Annotated in this window: 18 protein-coding genes, 1 pseudogene and 1 other annotated feature; of the genes and pseudogenes, 3 read left to right on the forward strand and 16 right to left on the reverse strand. The window is 27.9% G+C overall.

Translation table 11 applies throughout. The features are described 5' to 3' along the window. Positions 1-30 precede the first annotated feature (30 nt). Entirely contained in the window at positions 31-1,296 is a 1,266-nt protein-coding gene (gene gltS, locus LEQ07_RS07995; RefSeq protein ID WP_263330203.1) for a sodium/glutamate symporter, read from the forward strand. A gap of 244 nt (positions 1,297-1,540) precedes the next feature. On the opposite strand, the gene LEQ07_RS08000 is transcribed toward gltS, so the two are convergent. The 9 genes and pseudogenes from LEQ07_RS08000 to LEQ07_RS08035 all read right to left on the reverse strand — a co-directional run bounded on the left by LEQ07_RS08000 (position 1,541) and on the right by LEQ07_RS08035 (position 8,494). Continuing rightward, positions 1,541-2,218 (reverse strand): YczE/YyaS/YitT family protein, encoded by a 678-nt coding sequence (locus LEQ07_RS08000; protein ID WP_263330204.1) that lies wholly within the window; start codon positions 2,216-2,218, stop codon positions 1,541-1,543. A gap of 350 nt (positions 2,219-2,568) precedes the next feature. Beyond that, a complete protein-coding gene (locus LEQ07_RS08005) occupies positions 2,569-3,477 on the reverse strand; it encodes a sensor histidine kinase (RefSeq protein WP_332843005.1) in 909 nt (302 codons plus the stop codon). A gap of 79 nt (positions 3,478-3,556) precedes the next feature. Next, entirely contained in the window at positions 3,557-4,729 is a 1,173-nt protein-coding gene (locus tag LEQ07_RS08010; RefSeq protein WP_263330205.1) for a hypothetical protein, read from the reverse strand. Beyond that, positions 4,704-5,405: a response regulator transcription factor gene (locus LEQ07_RS08015; protein ID WP_046823878.1), complete on the reverse strand. Its 702-nt coding sequence runs from the start codon at positions 5,403-5,405 to the stop codon at positions 4,704-4,706. The genes LEQ07_RS08010 and LEQ07_RS08015 overlap by 26 nt, the downstream gene beginning before the upstream one ends. A gap of 255 nt (positions 5,406-5,660) precedes the next feature. Beyond that, complete coding sequence (locus LEQ07_RS08020) at positions 5,661-5,798, reverse strand: hypothetical protein (RefSeq protein WP_021433325.1); 138 nt, start codon at positions 5,796-5,798, stop codon at positions 5,661-5,663. A 314-nt stretch (positions 5,799-6,112) separates the two neighbouring features. Next, positions 6,113-6,334: a DUF2325 domain-containing protein gene (locus tag LEQ07_RS08025; RefSeq protein ID WP_263330206.1), complete on the reverse strand. Its 222-nt coding sequence runs from the start codon at positions 6,332-6,334 to the stop codon at positions 6,113-6,115. Between the two features lie 17 nt (positions 6,335-6,351). Next, positions 6,352-7,842 (reverse strand): ferrous iron transport protein B, encoded by a 1,491-nt coding sequence (feoB, locus tag LEQ07_RS08030; protein ID WP_332843014.1) that lies wholly within the window; start codon positions 7,840-7,842, stop codon positions 6,352-6,354. 15 nt (positions 7,843-7,857) lie between these two features. Then, positions 7,858-8,255 (reverse strand): annotated as a pseudogene (locus LEQ07_RS21030) (FeoB small GTPase domain-containing protein); the annotation flags it as partial. Positions 8,256-8,275: 20 nt separating this feature from the next. After that, complete coding sequence (locus LEQ07_RS08035) at positions 8,276-8,494, reverse strand: FeoA family protein (protein ID WP_046821459.1); 219 nt, start codon at positions 8,492-8,494, stop codon at positions 8,276-8,278. Between the two features lie 305 nt (positions 8,495-8,799). Between LEQ07_RS08035 and LEQ07_RS08040 the strand changes: the two genes are divergently transcribed. Next, the gene (locus LEQ07_RS08040) at positions 8,800-9,147 is read left to right on the forward strand and encodes a hypothetical protein (RefSeq protein WP_046823388.1); all 348 of its coding nucleotides are present in this window, start codon (positions 8,800-8,802) and stop codon (positions 9,145-9,147) included. Positions 9,148-9,227: 80 nt separating this feature from the next. Here the strand turns inward: LEQ07_RS08040 and LEQ07_RS08045 are convergent, their stop codons facing one another. After that, positions 9,228-10,541, reverse strand: a complete 1,314-nt coding sequence (locus tag LEQ07_RS08045) for a Na+/H+ antiporter NhaC family protein (RefSeq protein ID WP_263330207.1) — start codon at positions 10,539-10,541, stop codon at positions 9,228-9,230. An 82-nt stretch (positions 10,542-10,623) separates the two neighbouring features. Beyond that, positions 10,624-10,876: a binding site (T-box leader), on the reverse strand. A 92-nt stretch (positions 10,877-10,968) separates the two neighbouring features. Further along, positions 10,969-11,652 (reverse strand): M48 family metallopeptidase, encoded by a 684-nt coding sequence (locus LEQ07_RS08050; protein ID WP_263330208.1) that lies wholly within the window; start codon positions 11,650-11,652, stop codon positions 10,969-10,971. 230 nt (positions 11,653-11,882) lie between these two features. Here LEQ07_RS08050 and LEQ07_RS08055 point away from each other — a divergent pair, with 230 nt between their 5' ends. Next, the gene (locus tag LEQ07_RS08055; protein ID WP_046823656.1) at positions 11,883-12,488 is read left to right on the forward strand and encodes a superoxide dismutase; all 606 of its coding nucleotides are present in this window, start codon (positions 11,883-11,885) and stop codon (positions 12,486-12,488) included. A 48-nt stretch (positions 12,489-12,536) separates the two neighbouring features. On the opposite strand, the gene LEQ07_RS21035 is transcribed toward LEQ07_RS08055, so the two are convergent. The 5 genes from LEQ07_RS21035 to LEQ07_RS08075 form a co-directional block, all read right to left on the reverse strand. Then, complete coding sequence (locus LEQ07_RS21035; RefSeq protein WP_332843006.1) at positions 12,537-12,731, reverse strand: PqqD family protein; 195 nt, start codon at positions 12,729-12,731, stop codon at positions 12,537-12,539. Positions 12,732-12,745: 14 nt separating this feature from the next. Further along, positions 12,746-12,880, reverse strand: coding sequence for a hypothetical protein (locus tag LEQ07_RS21040; protein ID WP_332843007.1), 135 nt, complete (start codon positions 12,878-12,880; stop codon positions 12,746-12,748). Further along, entirely contained in the window at positions 12,870-14,795 is a 1,926-nt protein-coding gene (locus LEQ07_RS08065) for an OPT family oligopeptide transporter (protein WP_046823654.1), read from the reverse strand. The genes LEQ07_RS21040 and LEQ07_RS08065 overlap by 11 nt, the downstream gene beginning before the upstream one ends. Positions 14,796-14,966: 171 nt before the next feature. Then, complete coding sequence (locus LEQ07_RS08070) at positions 14,967-15,311, reverse strand: PqqD family protein (protein ID WP_263330209.1); 345 nt, start codon at positions 15,309-15,311, stop codon at positions 14,967-14,969. Next, positions 15,301-17,223, reverse strand: coding sequence for an OPT family oligopeptide transporter (locus LEQ07_RS08075; protein ID WP_263330210.1), 1,923 nt, complete (start codon positions 17,221-17,223; stop codon positions 15,301-15,303). Before LEQ07_RS08075 ends, LEQ07_RS08070 begins: the two co-directional genes overlap by 11 nt. Positions 17,224-17,409: the final 186 nt, after the last annotated feature.

Consider the following 17,409-nt stretch of genomic DNA (forward strand, 5'->3'; position numbering starts at 1 on the left):
ATCTAACTAAATTAAATAAGGAGTGATTTGATGGAGCTTTATAAAATTAATGGAATCCTTAATCTTAATTTAAACATTGCTGCTACAATTGCATTAACATGTTTTTTAATAATTTTAGGAAAAATAGTAAAAAAACGAATATCAGTTTTAGATAGACTATGTATACCTGGACCAGTTATAGGAGGTATCTTTTTTGCACTTTTAGTTTTTTTTCTTAATCAATTTAATATATTAAATATTGTATTAGACACTAGCTTACAATCTACATTTATGGTTGCTTTCTTTACTACAGTAGGTATAGGCGCAAGTTTTAGCCTTATTAAAAAAGGAGGCAAATCTGTACTTATTTACTGGATATTTTGTATAATACTTATATTTTCCCAAAACATCATAGGATTATTAGGGGCATTACTAACAGGACTTGACCCATTACTAGGTCTTATGTGTGGTGCCATTTCTATGGGTGGAGGTCATGGAACTAGTGCAACTTTTGGTCCAACTTTAGAATCAATGGGAGTTGTAGGTGCTAATACTATAGGTCTTGCCGCTGCAACATTAGGGCTTATTAGTGGTGGATTTATAGGAGCTCCAACCTCTAAATTTTTAATTGAGAAGTATAAATTAAAACCAAAAGATTCGCTTTCAAACAACTTACATAATCATATCCAAATTGAAGATGATATCAACAGTGAAATTGCGATAGCATCCGATTCTAAAATATCATCTAAATTGGATTCTTCAGAATTTATTAAGCATATATTTATATTGACTACGTGTATGTCATTAGGGTATGTTGTTAGCAATTTTATAGGTAAAATAACAGGTTATGCATTACCTGAGTATGTAGGTGGTATTTTAGTTGCTATGTTATTTAGAAATAGTAATGATAAATTTAAATTTGTAGATGTTGACTATTCATGCTTCGAACTTTTAGGTGATATAAGTTTAAATTTATTTTTGACTATGGCCCTTATGAGTATTAAACTTTGGGAATTAAAAACACTTGGATTACCTATGTTAATTATAGTTTTAATGCAAGTATTATTTATAGTTTTATTTACTATATTTGTAATGTTTAAATTATTAGGTAAGGATTATGATGCAGCCGTAATGGTTGGTGGATTTATAGGTCATGAACTTGGTGCTACTCCAAATGCACTTGCCAACTTGAATTCAATATGTAGTAGGTATGGTTACTCAGAAAAAGCATTTTTCACGATACCAATTGTATGCGCTTTTTTAATTGATCTAGTTGCAATACCTACTATAATAATGTTTATAAATATACTATCTTAAAATCTTACTTGAATGTTAAGTCTAAGTTTTTTATTTATATTGTTTAAATTATAATCCTTTTAACGTAAAAAAGAGTTGCCATTAATTAATGGCAACTCTTTTTTATTAAAATGCACTTGATTTAGCTGTTATTTCATACTTATCAAAATTATTCTTAGAACATAATATTTCTACTTTTCTTTTTCTAAATAAAAAAACTCTTTCCTAGTAATTTCACTTTAACTAAGAAAGAGTTTTTATTATATTATATGTTAACGTCCTCAACACTATTTCTTACAGGTTCTTCATTTAAAATAAAGTTAACTAGCTTTTCTCCATATGGAAGACATGTTTGTATAAATGGACCTGTTATAAGCATCGCTATAACTGTTCCAAGTCCTACCGTTCCTCCTAATAAATATCCTGCAATCAAAAATGTAGCATCAATTCCCATTCTTATCCAGCGATATTCTAATTTCATTTTATCTTTTATAATAAACGGTATTATGTCATTTGGTGCCATTCCTACCTTAGTAGATGAAAGAATAGAAAATCCTACAGCTATGATAAAACACCCTAATCCTACTAAAGCTACTTTCCCAATATAATTATAGTGTTGAATTGGAAAATATGTAACAACGTTTACAGCCATATCAATAATTGGCCCAACTCCAATAACACATATTAAAGTACCTATTTTGATATGATTTTTCTGAACTAAAAATATTATTGTAAATAATACAATTAAGATTATTCTATTTGCAGTTCCTGTAGTAGCGTTTACCCCAATGCTATTTAATGCACACGCTAACCCTTGTGTAAAAACTGTAAATGGATCTGAGCCTATATTTGTTTTTAAATATAACGCTACTCCAAATTGAATTATACTCATTCCTATAAAAAACAATGTTAACCTTTTCACAGAGCTTAAAAGTTTATTCATGTATATCCCCCCTAAGTATGTCTATCATTCCAATTGACTTTAAGTTAATTACTTGGTTACTTGATTTATTGACTTTTACAGAATAATATAATTTCAAAAATATGTCAATAAAGTTTGTTATTTTTTACTCATTCTTACGACGTAATAATATTTCTTATTGTCTTTTTTCTTACCTTTAAACCTTTGATATTACTATACTTTGATAACTTATTAAGAATTTATTTTAAAATATTTTTTATAAAATTTTTAAAATCCATTTTAAAAAATTTGCATCAATTGACTAATTAAAGAGCTGTAAAATGATGCTTACTCTTTAAACATAATTTACAGCTCTATAACAAATTTCACTTCTATTTTTTTAAATTTATAACTACCTTAAATAAATCTCCATCAGTACTAACATTAAACATTCCTCCCTGAAGCTCAACAAAGCTCTTTGCTATGGCAAGACCTAACCCACTACCTTCCGTGTTCCTAGATTTATCTCCCCTTACAAACCTTTCAACTAAATCTTCTACATCAAAATCAATCTCTTCAGATGTCATATTTCTAAAGCTTATTTTTACAAATTCAGATTCACTTATTATATCAATATACACTCTAGAATACTCCATTGCATATTTACTTATATTTATTAACAGGTTTTCAAATACTCTAAACGTTCTTTGACTATCTAATTTCAAAATTAATTTTTCTTCGGGAAAATTTGTTCTTACTTTTAAATTTGAAGCTTTTATTTTATCATCTACTTCAACTAATGTCTGTTTCATTAAAGACACTACATCTACATCTATTATATTTAAATGTACATTCCCACTATTAACTTTGCTAACCTCAAATAAATCTTCTATCAATACTCGTAATCTTTCAGATTTTCTATCCAATGTATCTATATAAATTTTTCGTTTTTCTTCAGTTAAATTTTCATCTTTTAATAAATCAACATAAGTTATTATAGATGTTAACGGGGTTTTCAAATCATGACTTACATTAGAAATCAATTCTGTCTTCATTTTTTGACTTTTAACTTCTTCATCTACAGCTTTTTTAAATCCTATTTGAATATTATCTATCTCATTTTTTAATACATTAAAAGTTCCTAAATCATCATTCAATTTTGTACCTAAGTTTCCATTTGCTATCTCTTTAGTTATATTTAGTAATTTATTATAATCCCTATTTATAGAAAGATACTTCTTCTTTATAATAAAGTATAAAACTAAGGTATATATAGGAACTAATATTAATCCAAAAACCAAGTGCACGATATTAAACTTACTACAATTAAATTAAGAATTAATATAGATACTATTTTCTTTTTATTGTTTCTTCCTAATTCTATATCAAACATCCATTTTTTGTTTTTCTTAATTTTTTATTTATATATTTTGTACCTTTATAAATCAACGAATGGTCTTTTAAGTATGTTGTATGTCTAGTTTTTATAATGTGTTTTAATAGTATTCCTCCTGTAAACATTACTGTAAATAAAACTACCCAGTAAATCAGGTTAATTAAATAATTAATTATATTATTAACATCTATTGTAAATTGCAATTGAGTAAAACTTATTATTGCTTTATTCATAACTGTTTTTATTATAAGTAAATCAGAAGCCAAATAGGCATAAACAAATGATAAGTAAACTAAAAATGCCAATACTTCTACCGGTATTTTTGTTATTTTTTCAAATATTTTTAACTCTTTAATTTCCTTATACGGAATAACCATTGCAACCAAAATAATAAATACAATTCCTACATTTATAAAAATTCTAGAAGCCATAGTATAAGAATTCTCTTGTTCCATATTTATTTCATGTGATATATTATCTACATATTTTAAATCTTTAGGTACTCCATATACAAACTTCATATTTTTTATAGGTTTTAATTCATAAGTATCTTCACCTAAATATAAAGATGTTTTTTTATTTTGGTTTAAATTAGATTCAATAGTTCTTTCATCTGCTCCATGTAGTTTGCTAATCTTCATGTTTCCTTTATCATCAAAATCAATTGATATATAAAACTCGTATTTATCTTTTAAACTTTCTTGAAAATTTTTATTAATACTATCTATTTCATTTAAATTACCACTTGGACTTTGTTTTGTTAAATTTTTAGACTTATCTACAACATAATAATCTAAATTTTTTAAATATGTATTTAAGTTTTCAGCGAAATCATTTATCCCTCTATCAAACTCATTTCTTATTTGCTTTGTATATTCATCCTCATTAGTATATACACCCGACTTTAACTCTAACATAAGATCTGCAGGACTAGTTTTTTCATTATTTTCATCATAAATTTTATAGTAAAGTCCATATGTAGATTCTATTAGCTCTCTTGAGAAATCATTATTATCTTCATATATATTATATCCAAAATGATTACTATACTTTTTTATACTTTGATAAGATAATACCATTCCTATCGACGCTATTAGTATTGTCATTACTATTATTAATTTTACATACAGTTTATTGTTTTTCAATTTTGTATCCAACGCCCCACACCACCTTTAAATATTTTGGATTTTTAGGGTTCATTTCTATTTTTTCTCTTATATTCCTTACATGAACCATTATTGTATCTGTATTTACAGCTCTTTCTTTCCATACTTTCTCATATATTTCATCTGCTGAAAATACCCTTCCTGGGTTTTTCATAAGCAAAGTAAGTATTTTAAACTCTATAGGAGTTGTTTTTACAAAGTTTCCATCAACACAAACTTCCTTTGTATTTACATTAAGTTCTAAACCACCTATAGTATGTATGTTTTCATTTGGTATATTTTTTTCAACTAAATTTAAAAACTTTCTGTACCTTCTAAGTTGGGAATTCACTCTAGCTAAAAGTTCTAAAGGTTTAAAAGGTTTTTCAATATAGTCATCAGCTCCTATATTTAATCCTGTTATTTTATCAATTTCTTCAGATTTTGCAGATAACATTATAACTGGAAAATCATGATTTTCTCTTAATTTCATGGTAAACTCAATTCCGTCCATTTTAGGCATCATTATATCTACTATACTTAAATGAATAGTTTCTTTTTCTAATATACATAATCCTTCAATCCCGTTATTTGCAATAAATACATTATATCCTTGATTGTTTAAATAAGCTTTTACTGCATAAGCTATATCTTGTTCATCTTCTACAACTAAAATATTAAAATTCATTATTTCTACCCCACTTTATTATTTTTCTATATATATAATATCATAAGGCATTTTTTAATTTAACCAACTTCTTAAAACCTCCTTCTTTATCTTTATCGTAATTATATAATAACTTTAAATTTTTAAGATAATCAGTATATAAATCTAAAGATTTTCTAAAGGTTTAGTTTAGCTTCATTAATTAAATAATATAATAAAAAAAGCCGAAACCAATTAAACTAAGTTTCAGCTTTGATATGTATATATTTTCTTTAATTAAAAAATATTTATAAATTCATCTCCCCAGTGAACAACTCCATGAAATCCAGTCTTATCTTTCTTTATACCCATACTAAGTATTCCATATATTAGTACAAATATTATTATTCCTATAACTAATTTTTTCTTATTCATAAAACCATCTCCCTAATTAAAATACGTAAAAACAATCTATAATTTCCCTAATTTATAGATTTATTTATTAATTATATTTTATATAATATACCAATAATTAGAAAAATGATAGTATTTTTTCTAACTTTATCTTAATTTGCTAACTTATTAAATTCCATATTAAGTATATGGTTTTTGTAATTATAGACAAAAATAAAAAGCTAGTCATATTGACTAACTTCTACATTTTAATTTACATTGACTACAATCTCCGACACATTTATCAATATCTTTTATACAGTCATAAAAAGCTTCTTTACTACTGTTTTTAACTTTTATAACAGGTATTTTTTTCTTTTAGCATCTCTTATTGCAAGTTCTGCCATACTGTGAGATATTGTTGACATTAATAAAACTATAGCATCTGGATTCCCAATTCTTTTTTTAAGACCAGATGGCATTTTTGTATATATTTTCGTATTATAACCTTTTTCACGTAAAAGACTTTTATAATCTTTCTCCATACATTCATGTCCACCTAAAACTAGAACACTCATAAGTTCACCTTCTTCCTTTATTGAATAACAGCTTTTAGCTTAGATTTTGCATCTACTTCTTTATTTAAATTTATTTTTTGTAGTTTTTTAAATATAATCATTCCTACTGCAAATATAATTATAGTTCCTATAATTAATGCCATTATATTTTCAATAACAAATCCTGTAGTGATTAATGTACCTATTTGATATACATAAAATGCTCCTATCCATGCAATAAAGAATTGATATAAAAATGATACTAAAGTCATCTTAGTTCCATACTCTTTTTGCATAGTTGCAAGTGCTGCTATACAAGGAGTGTAAAGTGCACTAAATACTAAAAATCCATATGCAGTTACAGTTGTAAACATTGTAGGAAGAACCGTATTTAAATCTCCATATAAAATTTCCATTGTAGCAACGACTATTTCTTTAGCTGAAAGTCCAGTTAATATAGAAACTCCTGCTCTCCAATCTCCAAACCCAAGCGGTGCAAATATAGGCGATACCAATCCTCCAAGAGTTGCTAGAAAACTTTCATTTATTTCAGATGTAAATCCACTAAAATTAAATGATGATAATACCCATATAACAATAGACATTGCAAACATTATAGTACACACTCTTACTAAAAATCCTTTTGATTTATTCCAAGTATTTTTAAATAATTGGCTAACTGTAGGCATAGAATACTTCGGAAGTTCTATTATAAATGGTGAAGTTGAGTATGAGTTTTGACTTCTAGTTATAAATAAGGCTACAAAGATAGCTACTATTATTCCTATTAAATATAGAGAAGTTGTAACCAAAGCTGCATTTTCCGGGAAAAATATTGAAACAAACATTGCATATATAGGCAACTTAGCTCCGCAAGTCATTAATGGAGCTATAAGAGCAGTTATTTTTCTATCTTGTTCATTATCTAATGTTCTCGTTGCCATTATAGCTGGTGAAGAACATCCAAGTCCCATAACCATAGGAATAAAAGTTTTTCCTGATAGTCCAACTTTTGCCATAACTTTATCCATTAAAAATGCGATTCTTGACATATATCCACTATCTTCAAGTAGTGTTATACCTAAAAATAGTACAAATATTAATGGGAAAAATGGTAATGCTCCACCAAGACCTCCTATAATTCCATCTACTATTAAAGAGTAAAACCATGGACTTGAGTTTCCCATAATTTCACTTACAGGACCTTGTATGTACATTTCTATTGCTCCTGCTGAAAATTCTTGTAGTGGCCCTCCTACCCAATCAAAAGTAAATTTAAATAAGGTATATAATAGTCCTATAAATATTGGATATGCTAGTATAGGATTTAAAACTATGTCATCAATTTTATCACTTAAATTTTTCTTATTGTCATTTTCACTTCTTGTACATTTACTTAACGATTTTTCTAATTCTTTATAAGTTTTATATTCTTCATGTGGATATTCTTTGTATATAACTAATGATTTAGAACTATCTAAAATGGCTTTTTCAAGAATATCAGCATTAACTTTTTTCTTTGCTATCATAGGAACTATCTTTACCCCAAGTTCTTTTTCAAGCTTTTCATAATTAATTTTTATGCCTTTTGAATTTGCCATATCTATCATATTTAAAATTATTACCATAGGCTTATTATATTTCATAAGCTGAGTTGTTAGGTATAAATTTCTTGATAAATTAGCTGCATCAACTACGTTTACTATTACATCAACATCTTCTTCATCTAAATATTTTTAGATATTTTTTCTTCATTAGAAAAAGTATCCATAGCATATATTCCTGGTAAATCTACAATATTTATATTTTTTCCAAAATGTCCTTCTCTTTTTTCGATTGTAACTCCAGGCCAATTGCCAACTTTTTGGCTAAGGCCAGTTATTGAATTAAATACAGTTGTCTTACCCACATTAGGATTACCAACCAATGCTACATTAATCATAATTAAATCCCCCTGTAATGCTATTTTATTTTTATATATTCAGCTTCTTTTTTTCTTAAAGCTATATCAAATCCTCTAAAATTCACTATAATTGGATCTCCTAATGGAGCTATTTTTTTCACAGTAATTTTTGTACCTTCTATACATCCTAAAGCTAATAGTCTTCTAGTGAAATCATTTTCACCAAATATATAATCGACTATCCCGCTACTTCCTATTGAAAGTTTATTTACACTCACGAAATCATCCCCTTTTTAATATTATTTTTCATATATTTTTATATTTCAATTGAAAATAATTATCATATATTTAAATAATACCATTCTTGATAATGATTTTCAATAACTTTTAATATTTTTTTATAAAAACTTTAATAATATTTATATATTTAATTGAATTACTAATACGTTGTTCATTAGATATATAAAAGTTATAACTAATATTTTCTAACTACTATACTATTTTTAGATTTACTTATCAGCTTGTATATACATTCATGCTATAATGTTAGTATAATTTTATATTTTAGAAAGGAAATTTTTTCATGCATACAGTCGATACAAAATCTCAACTAGATTTAGCTTTAAAAAACAGAGAAAATAAAATTACTATAACTGATAAAAGAATTGTAAAAGGATTGAAAGTTCTTGATAACGTAAATATAAAAGATTCAGATAGAAATAGATGTAAATACAGCTTAAGAAATAAAAGTGCCGATTCAGCCTTTATGGGCTCTATAGGCTTTGCTCCTATGATTGCTGGTATGGCTAATATTTCATTTTTACAAGGAATGGGTGTTATCTCTAGTGTAGGACTTCATGAAACTTTGGTCATATTTGCTGATTACAATATTAAATTTAAAAATGATACAATTGTGTTAAACAAAATATAATTTTGTAATGAAAGTAAAAAAGCAATTAGTTCAAGATAAATATTTTCCTGTACTAATTGCTTTTATAGCTTTATTCTAGTTTATATATTTTCTTTTAAGTTACTTTTTTTCACTACAACTTGAGAAAAAGTAATTGCTGCTATTCCACATATAAACATTAACCCTGGATAATAAAGGTATTTTATTATTTCAACTGGGGATATTCCAGCTATTCCTGATGCAGTTAATAATTGTGCTCCATAAGGTATCACTCCTTGCCAACAAGATGAAAATATATCTAATATACTAGCTGTTTTTCTTGGATCTATATCATATTTTTCAGCAATATCTTTTGCTAAAGGTCCCGCTGTTACAATTGCTATTGTGTTATTAGCAGTACATAAGTCTATAACGCTTACTAATGCTGCTATTCCAAACTCTGCACCTTTCTTGCTTTTTATTTTACTAGTTATAAAGTGTAGTATATAATCAATGCCCCCATTAAACTTAATTAGCGATACAACTCCTCCAACTACAATTACTAATAAACTTAGTTCATACATTCCACCTAATCCTTCTGATATAGCACCTATAAATCCTAAAATACCAAATGAATTAGAAAATATCCCTACAGCTCCTGCAAATAATATTCCACTTCCAAGTAAAACAAATACATTTACACCTATTAAAGCTCCTGCTAAAACTAATATATACGGTAAAACTTTTATAATATTATACTCATAAGATTGAGTTGCTACATTCTCATATCCAAGTGTTACTACTGTTAAAATTATAGCTGTTGCAATAGCTGCTGGTAATACTATTAAAAAGTTCATTTTAAATTTATCTTTTAATTCACATCCCTGTGTTCTTACCGCTGCTATTGTTGTGTCTGATATCATAGATAAATTATCTCCAAACATAGCACCTCCAACAACTGCCCCTATTACTAATGGAACTGGAATACCCGTTTTTTGAGCTACTCCTATCGCAATCGGTGCTAATGCAGCTATAGTCCCAACTGATGTTCCCATAGATATTGAAATAAAGCACCCTATAATAAATAATCCTGCTACTAAAAGATTTGATGGCAATATTGATAAACTTAAATTTACAGTTGAATCAACTCCACCCATAGCCTTTGCTACGCTTGAAAAAGCTCCAGCTAATAAAAATATAATAACCATTAATATAATATTTGTATCTCCTGCACCTTTACAAAATACATTCATCTTAGTTTCTAAATTTTCTTTTTTATTAAATAATAAAGCTATACCTCCTGCTATTAAGAAAGCCACTAATGCTGGCATCTTATAAAAATCCCCAGTTATAATTCCAATTCCTACAAATAATACTAAAAATACTCCTAATGGTAATAAAGCTAATGGATTACCTCTTTTTACTTCTTTTTTCATTGTTTAATCTCCCTTCATTTTTTATTGTTTTAACATAACCTCAATTTTGGGAATAAAAAACTCCCGAGCCTAAGAACTTAATCTTAGGAACGAGAGTTGAATTCGTGTTACCATCCTAATTTATTTGTATTTCGCAATACAAACCTCATCAAGTACGCCAAAATTTTGGTTATACTCTATCACTGTAACGGGTGAACCCGTTGTAGCCTAAATCATAAAGATCTCGGTACACAGCTCCAAGGCCATTTTCACTTTAATATCCCTTGCTTTTTCTCACCAACAAAAGCTCTCTGTAAAAGTATTCTTAAAGTTACTTTCCTTTTCTTCGCCTTTAATTTTATTTATATTTTACATATTATACATTTTATTATACTTTGTCAACCATTTTATAGAATTTTCTAAAAATTCATTCGCATCCCATTATTTTTCAACCATTTGATCCTTTCCTTATAATCCGGTAAAATTTTTCCACAGCCAAATAAAAATCCTTAGAATGGTTTCTGTGCTCCATATGGCACATTTCATGTACAACTATATAATCAATTATTTGTATAGGCATCATAGAACATCTTAAATTAAATAGTATTTCATTTTTATAAGTACAACTAGCCCATCTTGACTTCTGATCTTTAATTTTTATAGAAGTTACTGTATCTTCAAAAAAGATCTTATAATAGCTTATTCTTTCTTTAACAATTCCTAAGGTTTCATCCATATACCATTTTTTTAAAGCACGTTGTATCACATCTTTATTATTAGAGTTTGACCTAACTATTAATTTATTATTTTCTAAACTAACACTAGTTGCAATTGTACTTTTATCTATCAAAACTTCTAATATGTACTCATTACCTAAATATAAAAATATATCTCCACTTTCATAACTCCTTGTATATCGATTATTATTTAAAACCTCAATTTCATCTAATTTTTTTATTATCCAATCAGATTTATTTTTCACTTTATCAACTATAAAACTTTCGTCCAAACCATTAGGCGCAATTACATTAATAATGCCATCTCTTTTAATTTCTAAACTCATAGTTTTCCTTTTTCTATAAATTACATTAAATCTTATTTCCCTATTTTTATACATAAATGTAACTTCCATAAATTATCTCCTGACAACTATTTTTTAATTGTTACCAATTATTAATTTTAAAAATATAATTTTCTAATTTGTTTAATTTAATAATATAATTACATAAATATCATAAAAAGTAAAACTTTAATGTTGGTAAACTTATTTTCAAAAATAGTAATGATTATTTTTATTAAATTAGTTTATATATTGAACTTAAGGGAATATATATACTATACTAATAAAAAGGGGTGTTTTAAATGTATGATAAAATAGAGTTAGGATATAAATTTAATGAATTAGAACCATATATAGATGCTAAAACTGTAGAAATACACTATGGTAAACATCTACAGACTTATGTAAATAATTTAAATAATCTTTTACAAGGTTATGAAGATATTGTTAATGGAAAAAGTTTAGAGGAATTGCTAAAAAATGTGTCTGAACTACCAGAAGAAATTAGACAAGGAGTTATAAATCAAGGTGGTGGAGTTTATAATCATAATTTATACTTTTCAATTCTATCGCCTAAAGCTTTACTAGTGCCAGAAGGTAAATTACTAGAAAAAATAAACCAAACCTTTGGAAGTGTTGACAATTTAAAAGATGAATTAAGTAAAAAAGCTATCGCACAATTTGGATCTGGTTATGCATCGTTACTTATGGATAGAAATAAAAATTTATTTGTAAAATCTACATCAAACCAGGACACAAACCTTCAAGATGGTTTAGTCCCTATACTTACAATCGATGTTTGGGAGCATGCTTATTATCTAAAATATCAAAATCTTAGAGCTGAGTATGTAAATAATATATGGAATATAATAGATTGGGAAAAAGTTTCAAATCTTTACAATTCTTAATATAAAAAGAGGATATCTTAATAGTAAATATTAAGATATCCTCTTTTTTTAATCAATTTTTTCAATATAATGACAGTTAACATCAATGTGATTTAAAAATAAAAGTATCCTCTCATATAGAGGGTGTGATTCTTCTCCATATTTTTCTTCTAATTTTATTCCTAATTCTTCTACATTTTTTTTACCATCAATTTGTAAGAATATAAAACTGCCATATTCATCTAATTCCATCTTTTTATACATAGGAATTTTAAATTTTAATTTTCTAAAAAAGTTTTGAACCTTATGATCTTGTTTTCAAGTATAGTAACTATACCATCAGAACTTACTTCATATTTAATATTCTCACTTTTTTTAAAAACTAAATTTAAAACTTCTTCATTATTTTTCATTATTTTTTACCTTAGATGCTATTATTGGCCATGCAGTAAGTCCTACTAATACTATTAAAAGTATTATTGCCATCATATTTCCAGATGCAAATCCACTTGGCCCTGCACTTTTTATAACACCTGATACTTGTAGTATTATACCTATTAGACCTATTATAGATCCTCCTGCTACAAGTCCTGATGATAAACTTATACCATTTGAAACTTTTACTTCTTTTTCTTGTTCAGATTTAGAAGTTTTTTCAACAAATACACGGATTAAAGCTCCTATTAATATTATAGAAGTTGTTGCTATTGGTAAGTAGAATCCTATTGCAACTGTCATTATTGGTAAATCTAAGAAATATAAAACTATTGCCATAAACACTCCAACAATTATCATAACCCAAGGTAATTGCCCTGACATTATTCCTGATGTAAGTGTTGATATTAAGTTTGCTTGAGGTAATGCAAATGGAGGATTATCGCCTGTAACTACAAGTTGGTTAGAAAGTAATATTGTTGTACCAACAACAACTATTACACCTACTATGCCTGCTATTGCAAAATATTTTTGCATTTCACTTTTATTACCACCTATTATGTAAGTAACTTTTTGAGATTGGTTATATCCTCCAGCTACTGATATAGACACAACTATAAATGTACCAAATAATAATAATGATTTATTATCCGCTTGTCCACTCCATCCCATTATAACAAATACCAGTGTTGCTATAACTAAAGATGCTATTGTCATACCAGATACTGGTAAGTTCGATGTTCCTATTGTTCCTGTTAAACGTCCTGCAACTATAACAAATAGTGCAGCTAAAACTATTGAAACTATCGCTCCAACAATTGCCATCACTACGCTTCCTGAAACTAAAAACGCTCCTATAACTGCAACTACAATTCCACCTAATAATATCATTGTTTGAAGAGCAGTACTTCCTTCTCCATCAGCTGATGAAGATTTAGCATTCATTGTTTCTTTAACAGATGCTATTATAGTTGGTATAAGTTTTATTGCTCCTATTATACCTCCACAAAGCATCATTCCAGCTCCTATGTATTTTACATAGTTACCAGCTATATCATTTACACCCATTTGATTAATAGGCATTGAAGGATCGTTCCATACTTTAGCTCCTTCTCCTGCTAAATCAGTGAAGTACCCTATTAAAGGCATTATTCCAAAGTGAGATAATAAAGATCCTGCAAACATAGTTAATGCAACTTCAAGCCCTACTATGAATCCTATCCCTAAAAGTAGTGGGTTGACCTCTACTTCAAATTTACACTTATAAAACTTTTCACCTATAAAACTTATTACATTATTAGCTACATTTAAGAATGATCCTGTTAATACTGTTATAATACCACTTATTCCAAATCCAATTCCCATGTATTTCATTGAGTCTCCACCTGCATCTGATGCTACAAGTGTCTCGCATATAGCCATTGATTCTGGATACATAAGCTTTCCATGTTCTTCAATTATTAAATAATTGTAAACAAGTGATGAAACTCCTATACCAAATAGAACTCCACCTACTCCTACAACAAATCCTTCTAAAAATGTCACTTGGCTACCTATTAATAAAATAGCAGGTAGTACAAATATCATACCACTAGCAACTGATTCTCCACCACTTGCCATACCTTGTACTATGTTCTTACCTAGAATACCTTTTCCTTTAGCGAAAGCTGCTATAAATGCTGACCCTATTATAGATCCAGGTATACCAGCTGCAACTGTAAGTCCTGCTTTCATACCTGAGTATGCTGTAGACGCTGCAAAAACAACTGCTAAAACAATACCTATTATAAGTACTGCCATGTTTGCACCTGTTTTAGACTTGTCTGTTACATAGGGTACATAATCTTTGCCTGATACGCCCCCGTAAGCCTCTTTAGGTAATTTTTTATTCATTAAATTTCACCATCCTTTTGTTTGATTAACCTCATTATACCACAATATTTTGAAATCTAACTTTTTTAGAATTTTAACTTTATTAAAACTATTCAAATTCGACATTTTTTTTAGATTTTTCTGTTTTTTGCAAAAAATAGAGTTAACTATTTAGTTAACTCTATTTTTTATTTATTGTAATTTTTCAATGTAATGACAATTTACTTCAATGTGATTTAAAAATAAAAGTAATCTTTCATAAAGAGGGTGTGATTCTTCTCCATATTTTGCCTCTAAAATCTCACCTAACTCTTTAACATTTTTATTTCCATCAACTTGTAAGAATATATAACTACCGTATTCATCAAGTTCTATATTTTTATACATAGGAATTTTAAATCTTAATTTTCTAAAAAATCTTTGAATCTTATGATCTTGTTTTTCTTGTATAGTAACTATGCCACTATCATTTACTTCATACTCTATATTTTCATTTTTCTTAAAGACTAAATTTAAAACGTCTTCATTATTTTTCATTATTCTTAACCTTAGATGATACAATCGGTAATGCAGTACATACTACTAATACTACTAGTAATATCATTGCCATCATATTTCCAGCTGCAAATCCGCTTGGTCCTGCACTCTTTATAACACCTGTTACTTGTAATATTATACCTATTAATCCTATGATAGATCCTCCTGCTACAAGTCCTGATGATAAACTTATACCATTTGAAACTTTTACTTCTTTTTCTTGTTCAGATTTAGAAGTTTTTTCAACAAATACACGTATTAATGCTCCTACTAATATTATAGAAGTTGTTGCTATTGGTAAGTAGAATCCTATCGCAACTGTCATTATTGGTAATCCTAGGAAGTATAAAACTATTGCCATAAATACTCCAACAATTATCATAACCCAAGGTAATTGACCTGACATTATTCCTGATGTTAATGTTGACATTAAGTTTGCTTGAGGTAGTGCAAATGGAGGGTTATCTCCTGTTATTGTAAGTTGATTTGAAAGTAATAATATTGTTCCAACAACAACTATTACACCTACTATACCAGCTATTGTAAAGTATTTTTGCATTTCACTCTTGCTTCCACCTATGATGTAAGTAACCTTTTGAGATTGGTTATACCCACCAGCTATAGCTATAGCAACTACTATAAATGTACCAAATAATAATAATGATTTATTATCCGCTTGACCTTTCCATCCCATTATAACAAACACTAATGTTAATATAACTAAAGATGCTATTGTCATACCAGATACTGGTAAGTTTGATGTTCCTATTGTTCCTGTTAAACGTCCTGCAACTATAATAAATAGTCCAGCTAATAATACTGATGCTATAGATCCAACTATTGCCATAGTTACACTTCCAGATATAAGGAATCCTGCTACAAATGCTATTGCTATTCCACCTAATAATATTATAGTTTGAAGAGCTGAACTTCCTTCTCCATCATTAGATGATTTAGCTTTCATAGTTTCTTTAACTGATGCTATTATAGTTGGTATAAGTTTTATTGCTCCTATTATACCTCCACAAAGCATCATACCAGCTCCTATGTATTTTACATAGTTTCCACCGATATCATTTACACCCATTTGACTTATAGCCATTGAAGAGTTGTTCCAAACATTCGCCCCTGCTCCTGCCATTTCAGTAAAATAAGATATTAATGGTGTTATCCCAAAGTTTGCTAATATAGAACCAGCAAACATTGTTAAAGATACTTCAAGTCCTACTATAAACCCTATACCTAAAAGTAATGGATTAACTTCAACTTCGAATTTATATTTATAGAATTTATTTCCTATAAAGCTTATTACATTATTTGTTACATTTAAGAATGACCCTGTTAATACTGTTATAATACCACTTATTCCAAATCCAATACCCATGTACTTCATTGAATCTCCACCTGCATCTGATGCTACAAGTGTTTCGCATATAGCCATTGATTCTGGGTACATAAGCTTTCCATGTTCTTCTATTATTAAATAGTTATAAACAAGTGATGAAACTCCTATACCAAATAGAACTCCACCTACTCCAACTGCTAAACCTTCTAGGAAGCTAACTTGACTACCTATTAGTAATATAGCTGGTAAAACGAAAATCATACCACTAGCAACTGATTCTCCACCACTTGCCATACCTTGTACTATGTTTTTCCCTAGAATACCTTTTCCACTAGCAAATGCTGCAATAAATGCTGATCCTATTATAGACCCTGGTATACCAGCTGCAACTGTAAGTCCTGCCTTCATACCTGAATACGCTGTCGATGCTGCGAATATAGTTGCTAAAAGAATACCTATAATTAATACAGCAACGTTTGCACCTGTTTTTGATTTGTCTGTTATGTAAGGTACATAGTCTTTTCCATGTATTCCTCCATATGCTTCTTTAGACAGTTTTTTGCTCATTTATTTCACCTTCCTTTTTTTAACTAAATCGATTATATCATATTTTTACAAATCGCTTAATTTTTTAAATTTTTAATTAGTATTTTTTATTTAAATTTTTAAAATAATATTTTAAATTTAATGAAACTTCAATAAAATTAAAACAAATTTTTTGTATTCTTACAATATGATAATCTTTAATATAAA

The organism is Paraclostridium sp. AKS73, assembly GCF_025671395.1.
GTDB lineage: Bacteria > Bacillota > Clostridia > Peptostreptococcales > Peptostreptococcaceae > Paraclostridium > Paraclostridium benzoelyticum.

Coding starts and splice junctions, on each gene's coding strand:
- LEQ07_RS08055 (WP_046823656.1), top strand. CDS start 11,883: ATGTATGATAAAATAGAGTTAGGATATAAATTTAATGAATTAGAACCA.
- feoB (WP_332843014.1), bottom strand. CDS start 7,842: ATGATAGCAAAGAAAAAAGTTAATGCTGATATTCTTGAAAAAGCCATT.
- LEQ07_RS21035 (WP_332843006.1), bottom strand. CDS start 12,731: ATGTATAAAAAGATGGAATTAGATGAATATGGCAGTTTTATATTCTTA.
- LEQ07_RS08065 (WP_046823654.1), bottom strand. CDS start 14,795: ATGAATAAAAAATTACCTAAAGAGGCTTACGGGGGCGTATCAGGCAAA.
- LEQ07_RS08020 (WP_021433325.1), bottom strand. CDS start 5,798: ATGAATAAGAAAAAATTAGTTATAGGAATAATAATATTTGTACTAATA.
- LEQ07_RS08015 (WP_046823878.1), bottom strand. CDS start 5,405: ATGAATTTTAATATTTTAGTTGTAGAAGATGAACAAGATATAGCTTAT.
- LEQ07_RS08050 (WP_263330208.1), bottom strand. CDS start 11,652: ATGGAAGTTACATTTATGTATAAAAATAGGGAAATAAGATTTAATGTA.
- LEQ07_RS08045 (WP_263330207.1), bottom strand. CDS start 10,541: ATGAAAAAAGAAGTAAAAAGAGGTAATCCATTAGCTTTATTACCATTA.
- LEQ07_RS08070 (WP_263330209.1), bottom strand. CDS start 15,311: ATGAAAAATAATGAAGACGTTTTAAATTTAGTCTTTAAGAAAAATGAA.
- LEQ07_RS08025 (WP_263330206.1), bottom strand. CDS start 6,334: ATGAGTGTTCTAGTTTTAGGTGGACATGAATGTATGGAGAAAGATTAT.
- LEQ07_RS08075 (WP_263330210.1), bottom strand. CDS start 17,223: ATGAGCAAAAAACTGTCTAAAGAAGCATATGGAGGAATACATGGAAAA.
- LEQ07_RS08040 (WP_046823388.1), top strand. CDS start 8,800: ATGCATACAGTCGATACAAAATCTCAACTAGATTTAGCTTTAAAAAAC.
- LEQ07_RS21040 (WP_332843007.1), bottom strand. CDS start 12,880: ATGAAAAATAATGAAGAAGTTTTAAATTTAGTTTTTAAAAAAAGTGAG.
- LEQ07_RS08000 (WP_263330204.1), bottom strand. CDS start 2,218: ATGAATAAACTTTTAAGCTCTGTGAAAAGGTTAACATTGTTTTTTATA.
- gltS (WP_263330203.1), top strand. CDS start 31: ATGGAGCTTTATAAAATTAATGGAATCCTTAATCTTAATTTAAACATT.